The sequence below is a fragment of the Exiguobacterium acetylicum genome, from assembly GCF_022170825.1.
Classification (GTDB): domain Bacteria; phylum Bacillota; class Bacilli; order Exiguobacteriales; family Exiguobacteriaceae; genus Exiguobacterium_A; species Exiguobacterium_A acetylicum_B.
Map to the genome: position 1 here is coordinate 1,536,751 of NZ_CP081878.1, position 18,907 is coordinate 1,555,657.

Sequence of the window (18,907 nt, forward strand, 5' to 3'; positions counted from 1 at the left end):
TGGTAAGTTATGCTGTTTAGACATGTGATTTGTCGTCAGTCTATCCCTTTTTTCCACCTCAAGACGTTCCTTTACCTCATCCTTCATGCGTACATAGTCAGTCCTGAACGTCACTCTTCCTTTCTCGTCCGTATAATCACTCGTACCCCCTCATCAATCACTTCAATTCTTTCATCTCAGATATCTAATTAGTTCACTAAATACCTTTGGATACGTCTTGTCCTGTTTTTTTATAATGACAAAGTTGCTTAGATGAAAAGGAGGAATCATGATGTCAACGGCTCGACTCATTCAAGAATTCAAGGAACTCGTACGCATCGACTCCGTCTCTTTTGCGGAAGGTCCATTCCAGAAAGAGTTGATTCAGCGTTTTCAAGGTCTTGGTCTGACCATTGAGGAAGATGCATCAAAAGAAAAAACGGGACTTGGAGCGAATAACTTCATTGCAAGGCTTGAAGGTGATACCTCAATCAAACCACTCTTTTTTTCATCGCATATGGATACGGTCTCTCCTGGTCAAGGCATTCAACCCCGCGAACGAGACGGTCGGATCGAATCTGACCAGACGACGATTCTTGGAGCGGATGATAAGGCAGGAATTGCGATCATGATTGAGATGATTCAGTGTCTAAAAGAGCAACAGATCCCACATGGTCCAATCGAATTCATTCTGACGGCAGGCGAGGAAGTCGGATTGTTAGGCGCAAAAGCTGTCGATATGACAATGTTACGGGCAACGTATGGTTATGTCCTTGATAACGGTGGTCCGGTCGGTGGAATCATCACGACGAGTCCATCGATGTATCGATTAGATGTAAAAGTGACTGGTCGAGCTGCTCACGCTGGTCTGGAACCGGAAAAAGGGATATCAGCAATCGAAGTCGCTACTCATGCGATCAGTCGGATGAAGTTAGGACGGATTGATCACGAAACGACAGCGAACATCGGTCTCGTGCAAGGTGGAACGGCGATGAACGTCGTCATGGAACAGTTGGAATTCGTTGGAGAAGTCCGCTCGTTTGATCATCATAAGTGCTTAGAGCAAGTCAACATGATGGAAACGCTGTTAAACGAAGCGGTCTCGACATACGGAGCAAAATTGGAATTTCATGCGACACCACTCATCACAGGGTATCACTTTGAAGAGACACATCCGTTACTCGTTCATGCCAAAACATGTCTTGAGACAATCGGACGACGTGTTCGCTTTGAACGAAGTGGTGGAGGCACGGATGCCAATGTCTTCAATGAACAAGGTAAAGTCGTCGTGAATCTATCGATTGGATATGATGAAATTCATACGGTAAATGAATATATTCCGGTTGATGAGTTCGAACAGGCCGTCATCCTCACTCTTGAGCTCGTGCGGCAGATGCCTTCGTTCCCAGCATGACGGTGTTTACTTTGGAAAACGACTACTCCGACGAACCGAAAAAAGACGAATCTTGATCATGAAGCGTTCCGAATATTCTTCTGCCATTCGAATACTGCATTTTATCACCTGTCGTTCCTTCATTATCGTTTTCAGCGTCGCCGATGTTCACGGTTTAGGGTTTACTACCAACCGGTCGTCTGAAAAGGAGGAACACGCATGCAACCGATCATCGCCTTTACGATCATCATGCTCATCTGGACAGTCAGCGATTATATCTCGAAAAAAACGAAGGCCTTATTATCTTCCTTATTCGTTGCTTCAATCATCTTCTTGATCGGATTTAAGACGAATCTTTTTCCAGAAGATTTGTTACCGACATCTTCGTTGTTACCACTCGGTCAAACCGTCGTCGGGATGATCATCGTCCACCTCGGAACATTGATCAGCCTTGATGAATTCAAACGTCAGTGGAAAACGTTTTTGATTGGGGTATCAGCGGTGATCGGGATTAGTGTCTTATTGTTTACGATTGGTCGATTACTACTGGATACCAATTATGTATTAAGTGCGATTGCCGCTGTCAGTGGTGGTACGATTTCCGTCATCATCGTTCAAGAGCAAGCACTGAATGCCGGACTGATCTCTGTCGCGGTGTTTCCAGTTTTGATTGCTGCCTTACAAGGATTGATCGGTTTTCCGTTGACATCGATCATTCTTCGAAAAGAAGCACTTCGAATTCGAGAGGGTGTTCGGGATGGTAGTATCACGAAACGAGTAGAGATCAATCCAGAACAAGCGACAAAGAAACAAACAATTCTTCCGGAGCCGTTTCAAACGACGGCAGGTACGTTGTTCGTCGTTGGTGTCGTCGTCATCGTCTCCTCATTTCTGAGCGGTTTGACGAATGGATGGCTCAATACGTTCGTCATTGCCTTGTTACTTGGTATCGCTTTACGGGCAACAGGTGTATTGAAACCAAATGTTTTAAACGGAATCGATGCCTACGGTCTGATGATGCTGGCGATTTTGTTGATCATCTTTGGACCGCTTGCAACGACTTCATTTGCGGACCTCGTCGAACTACTCGTTCCACTTTTGATCGCCTTTTTCCTTGGCGTACTTGGCATCGTCTTATTCGCGATGCTTGCAGGGAAGTTGCTCGGGTATTCCTATCCGATGGCGATTGCGATCGGTTTGACGTCTTTATATGGGTTTCCAGGTACATTGATCCTCAGTCAAGAAGCAGCTAAAAATATCGGGGAGACGGAAGATGAGGTCCGAATCATTGAAGATGAAATCTTACCAAAGATGGTCGTTGCCGGTTTTTCGACGGTGACGATCACATCCGTCTTCATTACCGGTATATTAGCGTCGTTCATATATTGAATGGAGGGATAGAAAATGGGGTTTCAAGAAGATATCAGTCGTTTGAAACAGTATTCTGGTGAGCCAGTCTTGTCGGTTTACTTGAGTACGACACCTGACAAACGGAATCAATGGCAAACGGTCTTACGGAATGAACGAAAACGGATCCTGTCTGAACACGAAAATCAAACAGCGATTGAAACTTGCTTTGATGCCGTGGAACGGGCGATTCAAGAACATCGGACACAACTCTTACGTAGTGTCGTAGCTTTCTTTACGAACGATGGTCAATTGAAGGAATTACATCTGCTTCAAGTAGATGTGACTGACGAAATCAGTTACGGTCCAAAAGCGAACGTCAATCAATTAGAGGTTCTTGATCATCAGTTTCCGAGAACGGGTATCGTCTTGACGCATCTCGACTCTGCGACGATTCTCGATGTCCGGGTTGGCGAAATCGAGACGAGACGGGATTATGAACTTGATTTAGACACGGGACAGTGGCGTCGTTATCAAGGACGAAGTGCAAGGCAAGGCGCGTCAAGTAGTAGTCAGTCAGACGATTTTCAAGCACGTGTCAATCAGCAAGCAGAGCGCTTTTATCGCGATTTAGCGTCTGAAATCGATACATTACGACGGACACAAGACTGGGAACGGCTGATTTTAATTGGTGAGCGGAGTCAGGCGAGTTACTTGGAACAAGCGTTGAAGGCGAAACCGGATCAAGTGATTCATAAAAACTTATCGCAAGCGAGTAATCAACAGCTACTACAACATGTATTTTGAACAAAAACTCCCCTAGTGAATCGTTCGCTAGGGGAGTTCGTCTATTAACGCCAGGTTTGTAATGTATTTGCGAACTGAATGTTCGTCTCTAGTTCGCCCGTGATCTCACGTGCTGCAAAGTCATTACCAGCTAGCCAGTCAGCAAAGTCGAACGTCACCGGTTCCTGGTCACCACCGAGAGCGAACCAGACCTTCAATTCCTCAGGGAAATAAGCCGATGTGTGAATCGTACCTGCCCACTGGGCGTACAGATCAGCAAAGACTCCTTTATCGGTATCGTTGAGAAGGCGAAAAGCAGATTCTGCGTCTTGAATCATGTGTTGGTGGGTCTTTAACTCCATCATCCGACGTTTCGAGTCATCGAGGTGGTAACGGTTCTCGTGTTGGAGCAAATCGAAGTGATTCGTACACATGTTTGTCTCGCGCACCAGCACATCCCGTGCCGTTGCTTCGATGACGAATGAACGCGCTGATTTATCGTGGACGACATATGTGAACGATCCCCGATGCGGAATTTCTTTTACGAGTGAAATCGCATCATCAACCGACGTACACATTTCTAAGATGATGCGACCGATCATGAAGCTGACGAACCCGTCACCCGGACGACGGCGATTGATGAAATTATAGCCCATCGCAAGACCATGTTCGTTCATCCCGTCCATTCGTCCGGTCACACGCGATGCCGGACCGATGATTGCGGAACCACCATCGTTCGGTTGAAAGACAGAAAATCGCCCATCGTACGTCATCGGATGGTAGTCATAATTGCGGACGAGAAAGTTATCGCCGGTCATGATCGAACAACCACTTTTTGGTCCTTCGACGCGGTAATGACCGAAATGGAGTAACGTATCCGGAAGTGATAGTTCGAGTTCATCCTGAAGTCCGAGTAACTCGTCCCAAATATGCGGAGCATACCGAAGGAACATCTCCTTCGTTTCGACCGGATCGACTTGAAAGCGCGGGACACGGATTTTCCAGTTGTCCTCCCGATTATGGAGCAACTGGTTTCGTTTGACGTAACGCCCTTGTTCGCGACCGAATTCATAATGACTGCCGCGAAATTGTGTGATCTCATTGGCTACACGTTGCATACGATTCACCCTTTCTTTGACTGCTGTACGCTGATTATATCGAACGGAAGAGAGAAAGTCGTATGGCAAGTCTTTCTTTGAGCACATCTAAAGTATGGGAATATTAAGAAAATAGTCAACTTTTTCATTCTTGAACCGATAACAAAAACGGGAGGGGATGGAATGAAACATATGTCAGTCAGACGGAAGATACAAGCTTTGATCGCAACAGCCGTCGTTGCGATGCTTTTAATTGCGGGGGCAGGACTCTATTTCTTAAATCAGATGTCGAACGCTTCACGCGCGATGTATCAGGAAAACTTGATACCAATCCAGGAAGTCGCTCAAATCCGAATCGATACGCGCGCGCTCGATTCTTTTTTGGTCGAGATGATGTTAACGAAGGACGAGGCGCGGGTCGCTGAACTACAAGCTGATATCGATACGCGGCAAGAACAGATTCGCTCGTCAGTCACGAAGGTCGAAAAAACAGGGCAATTCGATGCTAAAGAAAAGAAACAGCTTGAAGAATTAAAAGATAATGTCCTCGCCTATGATAACTCGATGACGATCGTTCAAGACGCAGCGACGCGTAACGAGACAGAAGAAGCGTATACGGCGTATTCGCAAGGTCTCGAACAAGTTCGGGATAACGTCGCGGATTCAGCAAAAAACTTAATGGCTTCGATGACGAAACAAGCGAAGACGCTTGACGCTCAGAATCAAGCAGAAAAACAAACGGCCTTTTACTTAATGCTCGGCATCTTTTTACTTGCAGTCCTCTTGTTTGCAGGACTTGCGATGTACATTACACGCCTCATCACGCGACCGATTCGACAGCTCCAAGGTTGGATGGATCAATCGGGTAATGGAGATTTAACGATTCGAGGCAATTACGACTCAAAAGACGAACTCGGTCAATTGACGACGTCCTTCAACGAGATGATTGCGTCACAACAACAAGTCGTGCTTGAACTAACAGGTACGGCAGATCGTGTCGCTGTTGCGTCAGACGAATTAAGCGTCAATGCGGAGTCGACGACGAAAGCGACGGAAATGGTCGCCGTGACGATGGAAGAGATGGCAAGCGGGGCAAGTCAACAACTGCATCAAGTGTCCGACGCCTCACGGACAATCGAAGAATTGACGACGTCGGTCCGTTACGTCGCGGGCAATGCGCAACAGATGACGGAACGTACGGCGGATGCGATGGAAAAGGTCGCACTCGGTGGTCAAGTCGTCGGAACACTCGGCACGCAGATGGGTCGGATTCAAGACGATTTTAATCGTCTCAGCCACGTCATTGATGGTCTTGGTAATCGTTCACAAGAAATCGGACAAATCACGGACTCGATCAAGGGTGTTGCAGCACAGACGAACTTGCTCGCACTAAACGCAGCGATCGAAGCAGCGCGTGCTGGCGAACAAGGACGCGGATTCGCTGTTGTTGCTGCTGAAGTCAAGACGCTCGCTGAGCAATCAGCGGTCTCAGCAAAACAAATCGAGACATTGATTCGTGTCATCCAACAAGAGACGGAAGCATCCGTCGTCTCGATGGAGAAAGTTTCGACGGAGATGACGAGTGGGATCGCAGTCGTCGATCAAGCTGGTGCTTCGTTTGCCGATATCGAGACAGCCATCACCGACGTGACAGGGCACGTCGAAGAAGTATCGGGTGCCGTTCAAGAAATGGCGGCAGCAAGTGAACAGATTGCCTCTGTCATGCGGACGATTCAAGCGGTGACAGAAGGAACTGCTGCTGGTACACAAAACATCTCAGCCTCGACTGAAGAACAGATGGCATCGATGGAAGAAATTTCATCGGCGTCACAGTCGCTTGCGACGATGGCAGATGATTTAAAACAAGTCACGGGCAGGTTTACTGTCTAAGTGATTAAAAACGACGACCATGAGGGGAAACCCGTCATGGTCGTTTTTATATTTACGGTAATGACTGGAAAATAGGCAGGGGAGTAAGGTTGTTTCGTCGTATGTACATGTTAAGTAAGAATGACGCAAGGCAATCGAATCGGTGGATGGATATTATGAAAGTGATTGAAGAAACTGTTTGACGGCGCGGCGGGACCTTAAGTGAATGATCTGTTTATCGGAAGTAGCTTCAAGTGTTGAAAGGATTTCTGGGCGCTTATCAACCGGAAAACGCCAAATCCACTTTAGAAAATCGAGTGACAACTTCTCGGGGCAACCTGTCGCCATGTCCGGTCGACTGGTCTTGCGATAGCGCCATGTCCGTTTGAGTGCCCGGTAAAGACAAAGCGTCCGAGGTAAATCAAGGAAGATGATCGTATCGGCTGCATCGATCCGTAAGTCAAGCGTTCCACCGTAATTGCCGTCGATGATCCACGTGTCGCGTGACGTGAGTGTTTGTTGAATCAAGCGTTGTTCCTCACGCGAGACCGCCTCCCAGTTCGGACGCCATAATAAGGTGTCAAGGTGATTGACGGGATAGCCGAGTTTCTCTCCCAGCGCCCGCGCAAGAGTTGATTTGCCGGATCCACCAGACCCTATCAAAATGATTTTCTGCATGAAATACCTCCTATTTTTTGTCATAGGAATTGATCATACCACGTTTTTCTAGTTGAGGATAGAACGAAAGGAGTGAATGAGATGGTACCAAATTTTATAATCGAAGGGATGACGATCGTTTTTGTACTACTCGTGATTGGCTGCGGCGTGATTTTTCTGCCGGTACGCTGGAAGCGGTATGGATTGATTTTGCTTGGTTTGGTGGCAATCGGATGTAGTTCCTTTTGGTATGTCCGACCGACGCTCGTGAATCAGCAGATTGCTGAGAATGCGAAGTTGCTTAAGATGGAACTGGCACGTCAATTCCCTGATGAAGTCTACACTACAAAAACACAAAAATTTTCATACGAATCTTCTTCAAGTCCATACGAAGTTGAAGTCAAATTTGAGAACGAACCTAACGTAACCTATTATTTAGAGATGGATGGGGACAGGATTAACCTGTCGAGTTTTACATTTAAAAACGGAGGATTTCCGAGTGAACTACAGCATGAATTTAAATAAAGACCGGATGCCACAACATCCGGTCTTTTGATTAAAGGGATTTTGTTTTTTGCGCAGCGGACATCGTCTTGACAGCGAAGAAGGCGATCAGACCGAATCCGACCTTGTTGATCAAGTCGGCAAAGTTATAAATCAATTCGCGGACGAGCTGTACCTCGATGCCGGGTGCAAATAAGGTGACGGCGTAACCGACCGGATAGATCGCCCAGCCAATCAAAATGAACAAGCGCATTTGTAACAGTGCTTTTCGAATCGGTGCGGGTTTGTCTTCAGCGGCTTTCGTGACATTCGTGAACAAGAGATAAATGATATAAAACCATGCGATACAACCGGCGACGTATGCCCAAAGACCGAGTTGTGTGAAGCCACCTGCTAGATTGATCGACGACTCTCCGATGTAACCACCGATGATCATGATGATGTCCGCGATGACGAGTTTCGTCAACAACGCACGTCCTTTTCCTTCCTTTAATCCAAGCAGTAAAGGAAACTTAATCAGCAAGAGAGGCGTCGTCACAAGCCAGTCGATGTAGCGGATTTCAGTCGGAAAGCCATCGATCTCCGACAACAAACCGGATTCCCCGACAGCTTGCTTCATGAAATAGTAATGAATCGCAGCGACGAACGTGACGAGTGCAGCGACTGTTGCGGTCGAACGGTATTCCGGGGCGAGGGAATTTCGTTCGACGAGAAAATAGAGCGTACCGGCGGCCATTCCGACGAATCCGACCCAGAACATGTACTGGGTCGCAAGAACGAGAAGGTTGACATCTTCCATGTGATTCGACTCCTTTTCGTAAGTGGGCACGACCTTTCATACTTCTATTTTATAAAGAATGAAGGAGTTAAACGTCATGTCGGAACGCTTTGAATGTGCTGTCTATCAACGGTTTGACAACATTTCGACACACTTGAGGAGGAGTGACAGATGACGATCAAACGAATGGATCATATCAGCTTGAATGTCGAAGATTTCGAAGAAGCGATTCGTTTTTTTACGCTTTGCGGTCTTGAAGTGCGCGGACGGTGGGAGATGGAAGGAACACTGCTCGATCAGCTATTAGACTTACAGGGAGCAAAAACGGGATGTGTCGCACTCGGATTACCAGATGAACCGATCTGGATTGAGCTCGTTCGCTTTAAGGAGCCGCGCGATTCGTCTAAGGAAATTCATCCGGTCTACGCGAATGGATTCCGTCATCTCTGTTTTGAGGTGACGGCACTCGACGCACTCATCAATCGTCTAGCGAATATTGGCTATCATCCGATCGGAAGCATAGCGGATTATGAACGCGACTATCGTCTCTGTTATGTACGTGGACCAGAAGGTGTGATTGTTGAGCTGGCAGAAAAAATCGATCCCGAATAACAATGGGATCGATTTTTGCATTCATGAACAACACGAAGTCGATGATTCTGGTAAGGAGACTTTGCAGACACCGGTTTCCGGCAGCGTCAACTCAACTCGTTTAGCGCGTTTCTCGTCTCCGACAAGATAAGCGACGATCGACCGGATCTGTTCATACCCCGTCGCAAGCAGAAAGGTTGGCGCACGCCCGTAACTCTTCGCACCGACAAGATATATTCCGTGATCCGGATGACGTAATTCCTCTTCCCCATGTGGACGGACGGTACCACAACTGTGAAGGTTCGGGTCAATCAGGGGAGCGAGCGTCCGGTTGCTTTCGGTCACTGGATCGATATCAAGCCGTACTTCCCCAAGGAATGAGAAGTCAGGTCGACTTCCCGCGTTGACGATCAGCTGATCGATAGCAAAGAGTGATTGACCGTCTTGTGAGGTGATGGCGAACGAAGTTCCCTCAGATTCAATCGATTGAGTTTTGAAACCAGTGTGTAGATTGATTTGCTCTCGTTCAACGAGCTGACGGATGCGTGAACCGAGGGCACCGCGACCTTCCAATGCATCCTTATCTTCTCCGCCGTAGGCTTGAACTGGGTCCGATTTGCGAAGGATCCAATGAATCTCCGTTTCAGGGTGTTGCGCTTTAATGGAAACAAGTTCAAGGAGTGAGTTCAAAGCCGAGTGCCCGCTACCGATGACAGCGACGGATTGATTAGCGAAAACAACAGTATCACGTTTTGCATTTACGATCGAATACCGAACAGGTAAGTTCTGTTCGATTTCGACTCGATGTCCGGAACTGATAGCGGGGTTTGGTCGCCCGAGGACGCCAGACGCATCGATGACCGCGAAAGCGAGAATATGTTTACGTCCATTCGGCGTGTCTATGACTAATTCGAACGGCGTCGTTTCACGTGAGGCGTTCGTCATTTTATCAAGACCTGCTCGAGAGACGGAGAGGATCTCGTGATGAAAGTGAAGAGATGGAGCAATTTCTGGCAAAGTAGCGAGGGGAGCAAGATACTGTTCAATTAGTGCCGATCCGGTTGGTGTATCATCGTCTGCTGGTGCGATCCAATCCGTCATTTCGAGCAACAGACGTGCTGCATCGCTGATGTTGTATTGCCATGTTGAAAACATCCGAACGTGTTCCCATTGTTTGACGTGATGGGCGATTGAAGACCCTTTTTCGAACAAAAGAAAAGGTTGTTCTTCCACCGCAAGTTGCGCAGCAGCGGCAAGACCAATTGGACCGGCACCAATGATTACAACGGGATAAGTTGAAAGATTTGTCATACGTAACTCCTCCTTTTATTTGTAATTTGCAAGTATTAAAGACATGGTTTACAGCAGGCGTCACTTTCTGCCATCTTCGTATTCAACAAATCAATCGCTTGGAGGACATGTGCCTTTTCAAAGGATGTCATCGAGGAGAAGATGCTATCGAGGTAGACGTTCATTTCTTGATCGATGGCTTCAGCGACACGATTTCCTTTTTCAGACAAACGAAGAAGGTGGATGCGTCGGTCATTGACAGCAGGGCGTTTTACTAGTAAGTCTCGCTTGATTAACGTCTGGACTTGGCGACTAAACGTCGTAATGTCTAGTGCAAGTTGATCGGCAATTTCTTGCATTGAGGAATCGGGATGTTTTGCGACTTGATACAAGAGATGACTCTGAACGAGTGAAATCTCTTCATCTAGGACGGCACAACAATTCTTATTGAGTAACCCAAAACGTCGAGTGAACGTTTGGAATAGTTCGCGGGTTTCATTCAAGATCCGTGCTCCTTTCTCGTAATAACTTTTATGAATCATTTATATAATAATTATTTGTAATTTGCAAGTGATTATATGATGATTTTACTAAATCACTAAGAAATGGAGGGATTCGGATGCGAATTCGTTGGATGGAAGAAGAAGACCGTTATCGCGTACATGAGATTTACCAGCAAGGAATCGAAGATGGTAACGCAACATTCGAAACGATGATTCGTGAAGAGGTGTGGTGGATAGGAATGTTACAAGCAGAGCGATTCGTTCTGATCCACGAGATACATGTCGTTGGATGGGGGAAACTAAGTCGTGTCTCCGAACGTGAAGTCTACAGTGGCGTTCGGGAAATCAGTATTTATGTCGATCGGTCGTTTCGCGGTAACGGCGGTGGTCGATGTATATTAGCGGCGATGATTCAGTTTGCGGACACGCACGGAATTTGGACACTCCAATCGCATCTTTTCCCTGAAAATGTAGCAAGTAGACGATTGCACGAGCGATTTGGATTTGAACTTGTTGGTCGAAGACGGGCGATTGCTAGGCATCATGGTGTTTGGCGAGATACATTATTGTTCGAACGACGAACTACTATCCGTTGACTGCAGAATCACGTTAAAGATAGCTAGAAGAATGCCGTAAAGCGGAGTTTTTTGTTTATGGGTTGTTCACAAAAGGAAAGTAATAAAAGTGATATTGATTACAAGTGGCGGAGGAGGATGAACGAATGATACGAGCTGTATTTCTGAACTGCACTTTAAAGGCATCAACGGAACCTTCGAACACGGAAGCGTTGATTCAAGATGTCATTAAATATTGGGGCGATCAAGTCGAGTCCGAGATCGTACGTGTCGTTGATCATGATGTGGCGTTTGGTGTCACGGACGACGAAGGAGACGGAGATGGGTGGCCGGTCATCTTCGAAAAAGTGAAACAAGCTGATATCGTCGTTATCGGAACACCGCTTTGGCTTGGCGAGAAGAGTAGTGTCGCGACACAAGTCATTGAACGGCTCTACGGTGGAAGTGCTTTGACGAATGATGTCGGTCAAGCCATTTATTACAATAAAGTAGGTGGTGTCGTTGTTACTGGAAACGAAGATGGTGCTAAGCACGCATCGGCTTCAATTTTATATGGGTTATCGCACATCGGTTTTACGATCCCACCGAACGTCGATGCTTATTGGGTCGGAGAAGCAGGACCCGGACCGTCTTATATTGAAGCGGGACGAGAAAATGACTTCACGAAACGACATGCTCAGTTTTTAGCGCATAACTTGTTACACCTTGCACGTATGCTTAAAGAACATCCGATACCAGCGGAAGGGAATGTGATGGAATGAAAAAGCGACGTTTGACGGGATACGGTGTCGCAACATTATTCGCCATGAGTTTGATGGTGGCAGGTTGCGGAAATGACGAAACTTCGACAGACAAGGTCGAAGAAGGATCGACGAATTCAAATACGACCGACGATACGATGAATAATGACGATACGATGCAAGATCAGGATACTGTGACGAAAAATGCCGATACGGACTATGGATTCAACAGTCTATCGATTGAGGCGGACGTCGACGGGGATAACGATGCTATTGATATTAGTTATGACCGGGATAACGATGGAACCGAAGCAGAATACCGTTATAAGGGAGAGCAAAAGCAAGGGGACGATGCGATGACGGAACTCGATTCGAAGTTCAAGAACTTAAAGATTGATGCGGATACATCAGAAGCAGACGTCATCGGAGAGGTCGAGCGTGTGTTTGCGATTCAAGATGCTTCCCGTTTAGAGGTCGAAATTGAATTCTCAGACGGGACCGAAAAAGAATATCAAAAATAAACAAGAGGTCTGCGCTCGTAAGGGGCGTAGACCTCTTGTTTTAGTAAATCGTCAAATGAGCGAGAACGCCATAATGGTCGCTTGGTAATAGATGATGTGTCAGTCGCTTGTTTCCGATCAGTTGCACATGCTGTAACGTCACAGGTAGGGGCGAACGCTGACAAAGTAACCAATCATACCGAACCGGTGTCGTGACGCCGTCATTCGATGCCAAATGCGAATTCGTTACGGGATCAAGCGTCGCAGCTGCGACTTGATCGGTTCGCGTAGCATAACTGTCCGCGAGATCAACCCACTCGCGTAGCGCAGCGTGATGAACGGGCGACCCCGGACAATCATTGAAGTCTCCGCCTAAGAACTCGATCGTCGCGTCATCTGATTGCGAGGCGATCCATTCGTTGACGAATTGAAGTTGATCAAGTCGGATGTCAGAGGCGCGCCAGTTAAAATGAATATTCGTTACCGCAAATTGGATACCATCAATTGTGAAGGGGATTCGAATCGCACAGTGGTGGTTGATGTTCACTGTCGCGGCAGCACTCGAATCCGTTCGCTCAAACGGCAGTTTTGTTAAAATGGCAAGTCCCTCATCCGGTGAATCCATGTAAGGATCCATCATCCAATAAGGGTATCCGGTTGCTTGCGCCAAATGCTCGGCGATCGAGACGAACGGTTCGTCTGGATGAAACGTCGACATGACTTCTTGCAACAGGAGAATGTCCGGTTGGTGTTGATTGATCTCCGCGCACAATGCCTTGAACCGTTCTTGTCGTTTGTGCGGATGGTGCCAAATGTTATAGGTCGCAATCGATAACGAGTGACTCATAGGTGTAAGCCCATCAGAACGGTATCGTAATAACAGCCGTCCGATAGTAACCGGTCGTGACGAAGCCGTCCTTCTTCTTGAAACCCATGCCGCTGATAAAGCCGAATGGCACCAAGATTCGTTTCAACGACCTCAAGCTGAATTTTGAGGAGTGATTGCGCTTTCGCCCAAGCAATCATCCGATCCATGAGTTGGCTCCCAACGCCTTGTCCCCAATCGGATTGAAGTACACCGAGTCCGAATGATGCCTTATGCGCGAAGCGTTTCAAATGAAATCCGCGACAGCGAGCATAAGCGATCAGTCGCCCTTCACTCTCGACGACAAGGATACGGTCTGGCACTGATGTTTGACGTAACTGGTTCGCGAAATCCGTCGCCGTCATCACGTCCTCACCGGGCATCCGGTCAAAATATTCCGTTTCCGCGTCGAGTGCTTGGCGGAGTTCAGCGAGAGCCTCAGCGTCACTCAGCCGAGCTGGTCGAATCTGATAACGTTGTGTGTCAAACGTGTGGTGCATCGTCTGCATATGTAATCCTCCGATCGAGTTGGAATATGCTATCATTATGGCATTAATGGTATCATTTGTAAATTTAAGGGGGGAGCAGTGTGGAAATTCATACGGGAACGAAGGAAGACGGGACATTCATCCGCGAGCAATTGATTGCCTATAATCGGCAACATGTTCCTGAAGCCTTATATGAACAATCGGAAGAACTTTGTTTTACAGCTTATAATGAGACGGGCGAATGCATCGGAGGCATTACCGCCTCTTTCGGTTGGCAACACATTCATGTCCAGTTTCTTTGGGTGAGCGATACAGCACGACAGGCAGGTGTCGGAACCCGCCTGCTGCAAGTAATTGAAGAATATGCGAAGGGAGCGGCGTGTACGAAAATCCTTTTGGATACGTTTGATTTTCAAGCACCAGACTTTTACCGCAAACATAGTTATGAAGAGTATGGACGCCTGACTGATCATCCGTCGATTGGACAAACACACTATTTCTTCGTCAAGCGACTTTAACGCCGGACGTGCACGATCCAAGCTGACATGTACGTAAGTGTTCCGATCGATAAGACAAGAGCAATCGCATAAAATGGAAATGCTGGATACAGTTGAAGTAACGGTTGCTCAAATAAAAAGGCAAGCATTAGGACGGGAAGGCTGATCATAAAAGCGACGTACGCTGCACGCGTCGCTTTCCCGGTGATGAGTGCCTCGCGTTCGTCTGAGTCAGAAAATTCTGCTGTTGCAAACGAACGTGACCGGTCTTCTCGTAAGAAATAACTGACGACCGAAAGGATAATCGCAATCACTAGAACTGGAAGGACGCCAATTAGATTTAATTCCAGCGACAATCCCGTACCGGATACCGGGTCATCTTGAAATAACTGCAGATTAGCATGAATGGCACTGATGAGATAAGCAGCTAAAAAGTAGAGACAGCAATTAAGTAAGGATTGAGTGACGACACGTTTCATCGGGATTCCTCCTCTAATTGAAATAGTTCTTCGATGGGTCGATCGAAAACACGAGCAATCTGCATCGCTAGTAAGAGCGACGGCGTATAGCTCCCTTTTTCAAGCGAGATGACGGTCTGGCGCGTCACGCCGATTCGTTCCGAGAACTGTTCCTGCGTCCACTTATGCTGTTGGCGATAGAGGCGGACATGGTTCGTCAGCTTCATCTGACGACCTCCTTTCCAGTTGTTTACATTGTAAAGTCTGTTTTACAATTTGTAAAGCGGACTTTACTTTTTATGATAAGAAAAAATTAGTAGCAAAATGAATAGCCGTCACCTTATTAAGGTAACGGCCATTAACTTTGTTGAAGGAAATGTGATTCAACGATACGTTTGTAAGCGATTAAATAAGAAACGAAGGATGATACTTAAAATAACAAAGACTATCATAATAACGAAGCTAATAAACAAGACGTTTCCGATACCTTGTGTTGTTACATTTAAGAACGGATACGGATAAAAGTCGGTATATCTTCCGCGCACTAGGCTGTAAACTAAATATACTAACGGGAACACTAGCCATAACAATGCATGAATTCGACGTAACGAATAACGAGGAATGAAAATCAACCAATTGATTAAAGAAAAAGTCGGCATGATGTAATGCAAAACGGTATTGACCCAAGGAATAGGTGTCTGAAGACTTTCTTCCAAACCACGAAGTAATGTTATGTACACAAGTCCAGTGATAATCATATATAAGGTCGTAGCACCTCGAACGGGTGTCGTTTTTGTGTAGGCTGTTTTCGACCAGCCCGTGAGTAAGAGAAGAATTGCGAATAGTAAATTACTAAGGATTGTAAAATAACTAAAAAAGTTGATCGGATTAAAGGTCGGGCGACTTAATCCTGCTTGAAACTGAAAGATAACAGCAGTAAGACCTAGTAACCCAAACGCAATACGAATAAGATAAATTAACATTCGAAACACTTCCTTTATTGGTAGACTAACTATTTTAATTCGGTAAGAAAGATATAGTTCCTGTTCTATAAGAATTTAAAGATGATTATCAAAAATCCTTGCTTCTGCACACCAAACGGAATATTCAGACAATTATCGGGTATTCTCTTGAAAACACCATCGCCGATTCAGTGGAGAGGAGAAGAGAAAATGATGCCTGAACTGATACCGGATGACCGGGAGCTCGAACGAAGGATTCGAATCGTCCGTTTGTTAAGAAAACTCGGTAAGACAGACGAAGCGATTGCCCGATCTCTGTATGTGCCGGTTGATTGGGTTCAATCCATTTATGAAGAAGACGACTGGCAGCAAATGCAATCATCCTAAGGCAAGGACGTCTCGTCCTTGTTTTTTCGCGTGTTCCGCTATACTGAAACAAGAATCACAGCTAGAGAGGATGAAAAGTGATGCACATTGCCATCATTGGGGCAGGAATCAGTGGGCTGTATCTCGCGACACGCCTGCAGGAGCTTGGACACGACGTGACAATCTATGAAGCACGTGACCGAATTGGCGGACGAATCGAGACGGTCGATTTCGACCTAGCAGGACAAACGTACGCTTTTGATCTTGGACCAACCTGGTTTTGGCCGGATAACGAACCACTAATGGTCGATTTGATCCATCGATTTCATTTACCGACACTAGAACAATATTCGACGGGAGCGCTTCGACTCGAACGGGCGGGACAACCGATTGAGTCACATCTCGTTTCGAATCAACCAACGGCGTTGCGTATCCGAGACGGAATTCGCTCCGTTGCTAGGGCTCTCGCTGCACAACTCCGACCGGGAACGATTCAACTCAAGTCTCCCATCAGTCAGATCGATGTGACGAATCGTAGCGTCATCAGTTTCGGAAAGAAGAGTCAGTCGTTCGACGAGATTGTCCTCGCACTACCACCGCGTCTAGCAGCGAAACTATCGTACGAACCTGCCTTACCGGAAGCGGTCTTAGATGAACTCGAAGCATTACCGACCTGGATGGCGCAACAAGCTAAATGTCTTGTTCTTTATGAAAGACCGTTTTGGCGTGATTCGGATTTGTCTGGTCAGGCAATCAGCTGGTCCGGGATGGTACAAGAGATGCATGACGCGTCTCCACAAGACGGACCAGGAGCGTTGTTTGGTTTTTTCCGGACACCGGCACATGAACGACAATCACTGACAGAGGCTGAAATCAAAGAAGCTGTCCTTGCGCAGTTGACTCGTTTGTTCGGTGAACAGGCGCTTCATCCAATTGGTTGGTTTTATAAAGATTGGTCGACCGATGCGTGGACAGCATCACGCGCGGATGCTGCTCCACTAGTGGCTTTCCCCGACTATCATACGATGGATTTCGGAGCGGAACATGCAGCGATTTCATTGATCGGGACAGAGACGGATGCTAGTCACGGTGGGCATCTAGAAGGTGCCTTACGATCTGTTGAACGTTATTTAGAAAAGAGAGGAGAAGAAAAATAATCAAGACGCTACATTATGATGTGTTTACTTCGACGCCAGGAAGCGGTAATCCGGCTGGAGTCGTCTTAGACGCCAATCAATTATCAGAGCTTGAGATGCAACGGATTGCGCGGGCGAATGGATTCACCGAGACGACGTTTGTCCTGACTTCCGATCAGGCAGACTATCGCATGCGTTACTTTGCACCGGACCGGGAGATGAATCTATGCGGACACGGCACGATTGCTGCACTGACTGCTTTAGAGACAACCGGACGTTTACCGATGACGCTTCAAATCGAGACGAAATCAGGAACCTTACCAGCATCACGTTTAGCAAACGGGATGTTTCGTTTGCAACAAGGGCGACCTGAGCTACAACCATTCGAAGGTAAGATTGATCGAGTCTTAGCATCGATTGGTTTAGAGTTAAAACATCTCGATGACCGATGGCCAGTCGTTTACGGTAGTACAGGCAACTGGACACTTGTGTTGCCGATTCGACGTCTCGAAGACTTTCAGCAGATGATACCTGATAATGCACGTTTCGCAGACGTTCTTTCAGATCATCCCGAGGCATCGATTCATCCGATTTGTTTCGATACATATGAAGAACAGGCGACCATGCATGGACGCCATTGTTCAGCGACGGGAGCAGGTAGTATCGAGGATCCAGTCACAGGAACAGCGAGTGGGGTGATGGGCGTTTATTACCGACAATTCATCCAACCAGCAACAACGGAAACAACGATCATCGTCGAACAAGGACACGAAATGGGACGACCTGGGCAGGTCGGAATCCGGATTTCCGGAGCAGGTCTTGATCACAGCAAATGGAAGGTCGAGATGGACGGGCAAGCTGTTTTTGTTGGTATAAAGAAAGTGGGAGAGGAAGAGGCAGATGTTGAAACATTTCATTTGGGATTTTGATGGAACGTTGTTTGATACGTATCCCGTACTGGTCGATGTATTCGTTGAATTGCTCGAACGTGAGGGACGACTGGTCGATCGCGTTGAAGTCGCGGAGCTGATGGCGATGTCGGCTAAAACGACGTATGAGGCATTTGGTGTATCGGATGAATTCATTACGACATACAAACAACAGAAAACAACGATCGAGTTCGACCGCTCGCATCCATTTCCGGGAATTCAGAAACTGTTAGAGACGCTGTCGGAGAGAGGTGCGACCCACCATATCGTCACCCACCGGGGGCAGTCGATTCACGCTTTACTTACCAAGCATCAGCTGACACATTATTTTCAAGATGTTCTGACGGCAGAACAAGGCTTCGCACGGAAACCGGATCCAGAAGCCGTTCAGTACCTGATCGAACAGCATCAGTTGCAACTATCTGAAACGATCATGATTGGCGACCGGGAACTCGACGTCTTAGCCGGACATCACGCTGGCATCGCAACGTGTCTCATCAGTAATCAACCGAGTGAGACGGTTGCGACCTACACGGTGTTGTCTCCAGACCGATTAAAGGAACTCTTCCTGACATAACAACAGCCCCGCTTCCATTT

General features: G+C 47.0%; 24 protein-coding genes. 14 read left to right on the forward strand and 10 right to left on the reverse strand.

Annotation, left to right across the window (positions count from 1 at the left end; genetic code table 11):
- Positions 1–268: 268 nt before the first annotated feature.
- The 3 genes from K6T22_RS07985 to K6T22_RS07995 all read left to right on the forward strand — a co-directional run bounded on the left by K6T22_RS07985 (position 269) and on the right by K6T22_RS07995 (position 3,526).
- A complete protein-coding gene (locus K6T22_RS07985) occupies positions 269–1,393 on the forward strand; it encodes a M20/M25/M40 family metallo-hydrolase (RefSeq protein WP_238239877.1) in 1,125 nt (374 codons plus the stop codon).
- Positions 1,394–1,591: 198 nt separating this feature from the next.
- Positions 1,592–2,761 (forward strand): hypothetical protein, encoded by a 1,170-nt coding sequence (locus tag K6T22_RS07990; RefSeq protein ID WP_238239878.1) that lies wholly within the window; start codon positions 1,592–1,594, stop codon positions 2,759–2,761.
- Between the two features lie 15 nt (positions 2,762–2,776).
- The gene (locus K6T22_RS07995) at positions 2,777–3,526 is read left to right on the forward strand and encodes a VLRF1 family aeRF1-type release factor (RefSeq protein ID WP_238239881.1); all 750 of its coding nucleotides are present in this window, start codon (positions 2,777–2,779) and stop codon (positions 3,524–3,526) included.
- Between the two features lie 44 nt (positions 3,527–3,570).
- Here K6T22_RS07995 and K6T22_RS08000 read toward each other — a convergent pair whose 3' ends face one another.
- Positions 3,571–4,623, reverse strand: coding sequence for a C45 family autoproteolytic acyltransferase/hydrolase (locus K6T22_RS08000; RefSeq protein ID WP_238239887.1), 1,053 nt, complete (start codon positions 4,621–4,623; stop codon positions 3,571–3,573).
- 162 nt (positions 4,624–4,785) lie between these two features.
- Between K6T22_RS08000 and K6T22_RS08005 the strand changes: the two genes are divergently transcribed.
- Positions 4,786–6,492 (forward strand): methyl-accepting chemotaxis protein, encoded by a 1,707-nt coding sequence (locus K6T22_RS08005; RefSeq protein WP_238239889.1) that lies wholly within the window; start codon positions 4,786–4,788, stop codon positions 6,490–6,492.
- A 153-nt stretch (positions 6,493–6,645) separates the two neighbouring features.
- Here K6T22_RS08005 and K6T22_RS08010 read toward each other — a convergent pair whose 3' ends face one another.
- Complete coding sequence (locus K6T22_RS08010) at positions 6,646–7,149, reverse strand: DNA topology modulation protein (RefSeq protein ID WP_238239891.1); 504 nt, start codon at positions 7,147–7,149, stop codon at positions 6,646–6,648.
- 81 nt (positions 7,150–7,230) lie between these two features.
- Here K6T22_RS08010 and K6T22_RS08015 point away from each other — a divergent pair, with 81 nt between their 5' ends.
- The gene (locus tag K6T22_RS08015) at positions 7,231–7,653 is read left to right on the forward strand and encodes a hypothetical protein (protein WP_238239892.1); all 423 of its coding nucleotides are present in this window, start codon (positions 7,231–7,233) and stop codon (positions 7,651–7,653) included.
- A 31-nt stretch (positions 7,654–7,684) separates the two neighbouring features.
- Here the strand turns inward: K6T22_RS08015 and K6T22_RS08020 are convergent, their stop codons facing one another.
- Positions 7,685–8,431, reverse strand: a complete 747-nt coding sequence (locus K6T22_RS08020; RefSeq protein WP_238239893.1) for a bacteriorhodopsin — start codon at positions 8,429–8,431, stop codon at positions 7,685–7,687.
- Between the two features lie 150 nt (positions 8,432–8,581).
- Here K6T22_RS08020 and K6T22_RS08025 point away from each other — a divergent pair, with 150 nt between their 5' ends.
- Positions 8,582–9,022 carry a VOC family protein gene (locus tag K6T22_RS08025; protein ID WP_238239896.1) on the forward strand — a complete coding sequence of 147 codons (441 nt, stop codon included), beginning with the start codon at positions 8,582–8,584 and terminating at the stop codon, positions 9,020–9,022.
- Between the two features lie 21 nt (positions 9,023–9,043).
- Here K6T22_RS08025 and K6T22_RS08030 read toward each other — a convergent pair whose 3' ends face one another.
- Together K6T22_RS08030 and K6T22_RS08035 are read right to left on the reverse strand one after the other, a co-directional pair.
- The gene (locus K6T22_RS08030) at positions 9,044–10,312 is read right to left on the reverse strand and encodes an NAD(P)-binding domain-containing protein (protein ID WP_238239897.1); all 1,269 of its coding nucleotides are present in this window, start codon (positions 10,310–10,312) and stop codon (positions 9,044–9,046) included.
- A 35-nt stretch (positions 10,313–10,347) separates the two neighbouring features.
- Positions 10,348–10,794: a MarR family winged helix-turn-helix transcriptional regulator gene (locus K6T22_RS08035; RefSeq protein WP_238239900.1), complete on the reverse strand. Its 447-nt coding sequence runs from the start codon at positions 10,792–10,794 to the stop codon at positions 10,348–10,350.
- Positions 10,795–10,910: 116 nt separating this feature from the next.
- Between K6T22_RS08035 and K6T22_RS08040 the strand changes: the two genes are divergently transcribed.
- The 3 genes from K6T22_RS08040 to K6T22_RS08050 all read left to right on the forward strand — a co-directional run bounded on the left by K6T22_RS08040 (position 10,911) and on the right by K6T22_RS08050 (position 12,630).
- Positions 10,911–11,390 (forward strand): GNAT family N-acetyltransferase, encoded by a 480-nt coding sequence (locus K6T22_RS08040; protein ID WP_238239902.1) that lies wholly within the window; start codon positions 10,911–10,913, stop codon positions 11,388–11,390.
- A gap of 125 nt (positions 11,391–11,515) precedes the next feature.
- Positions 11,516–12,130 carry a flavodoxin family protein gene (locus tag K6T22_RS08045; RefSeq protein ID WP_283205706.1) on the forward strand — a complete coding sequence of 205 codons (615 nt, stop codon included), beginning with the start codon at positions 11,516–11,518 and terminating at the stop codon, positions 12,128–12,130.
- Positions 12,127–12,630 (forward strand): YusW family protein, encoded by a 504-nt coding sequence (locus tag K6T22_RS08050; protein WP_238239904.1) that lies wholly within the window; start codon positions 12,127–12,129, stop codon positions 12,628–12,630. The genes K6T22_RS08045 and K6T22_RS08050 overlap by 4 nt, the downstream gene beginning before the upstream one ends.
- Before the next feature lie 40 nt (positions 12,631–12,670).
- Here the strand turns inward: K6T22_RS08050 and K6T22_RS08055 are convergent, their stop codons facing one another.
- On the reverse strand, positions 12,671–13,456 hold the full coding sequence (locus tag K6T22_RS08055) for an endonuclease/exonuclease/phosphatase family protein (RefSeq protein ID WP_238239908.1): 786 nt from the start codon (positions 13,454–13,456) through the stop codon (positions 12,671–12,673).
- Positions 13,453–13,983, reverse strand: coding sequence for a GNAT family N-acetyltransferase (locus tag K6T22_RS08060; RefSeq protein ID WP_238239910.1), 531 nt, complete (start codon positions 13,981–13,983; stop codon positions 13,453–13,455). Before K6T22_RS08060 ends, K6T22_RS08055 begins: the two co-directional genes overlap by 4 nt.
- Positions 13,984–14,063: 80 nt before the next feature.
- Here K6T22_RS08060 and K6T22_RS08065 point away from each other — a divergent pair, with 80 nt between their 5' ends.
- A complete protein-coding gene (locus K6T22_RS08065) occupies positions 14,064–14,480 on the forward strand; it encodes a GNAT family N-acetyltransferase (RefSeq protein WP_238239911.1) in 417 nt (138 codons plus the stop codon).
- Here K6T22_RS08065 and K6T22_RS08070 read toward each other — a convergent pair.
- The 3 genes from K6T22_RS08070 to K6T22_RS08080 form a co-directional block, all read right to left on the reverse strand.
- A complete protein-coding gene (locus K6T22_RS08070; protein WP_238239913.1) occupies positions 14,477–14,938 on the reverse strand; it encodes a DUF2178 domain-containing protein in 462 nt (153 codons plus the stop codon). The two genes, K6T22_RS08065 and K6T22_RS08070, sit on opposite strands and share 4 nt — an antisense overlap.
- Positions 14,935–15,144, reverse strand: a complete 210-nt coding sequence (locus tag K6T22_RS08075; RefSeq protein WP_238239915.1) for a helix-turn-helix transcriptional regulator — start codon at positions 15,142–15,144, stop codon at positions 14,935–14,937. The genes K6T22_RS08070 and K6T22_RS08075 overlap by 4 nt, the downstream gene beginning before the upstream one ends.
- Positions 15,145–15,300: 156 nt before the next feature.
- Positions 15,301–15,900 carry a Pr6Pr family membrane protein gene (locus K6T22_RS08080; protein WP_238239916.1) on the reverse strand — a complete coding sequence of 200 codons (600 nt, stop codon included), beginning with the start codon at positions 15,898–15,900 and terminating at the stop codon, positions 15,301–15,303.
- A gap of 189 nt (positions 15,901–16,089) precedes the next feature.
- On the opposite strand from K6T22_RS08080, the gene K6T22_RS08085 reads away from it, so the two are divergent.
- The 4 genes from K6T22_RS08085 (at position 16,090) to K6T22_RS08105 (ending at position 18,887) form a co-directional block, all read left to right on the forward strand.
- Positions 16,090–16,266 (forward strand): hypothetical protein, encoded by a 177-nt coding sequence (locus K6T22_RS08085; RefSeq protein WP_238239917.1) that lies wholly within the window; start codon positions 16,090–16,092, stop codon positions 16,264–16,266.
- Positions 16,267–16,346: 80 nt separating this feature from the next.
- Complete coding sequence (locus K6T22_RS08095; protein ID WP_283205707.1) at positions 16,347–17,402, forward strand: flavin monoamine oxidase family protein; 1,056 nt, start codon at positions 16,347–16,349, stop codon at positions 17,400–17,402.
- Positions 17,402–18,310: a PhzF family phenazine biosynthesis protein gene (locus tag K6T22_RS08100; RefSeq protein WP_283205712.1), complete on the forward strand. Its 909-nt coding sequence runs from the start codon at positions 17,402–17,404 to the stop codon at positions 18,308–18,310. The genes K6T22_RS08095 and K6T22_RS08100 overlap by 1 nt, the downstream gene beginning before the upstream one ends.
- Positions 18,282–18,887: an HAD-IA family hydrolase gene (locus K6T22_RS08105; protein WP_238239919.1), complete on the forward strand. Its 606-nt coding sequence runs from the start codon at positions 18,282–18,284 to the stop codon at positions 18,885–18,887. The genes K6T22_RS08100 and K6T22_RS08105 overlap by 29 nt, the downstream gene beginning before the upstream one ends.
- Positions 18,888–18,907 lie beyond the last annotated feature (20 nt).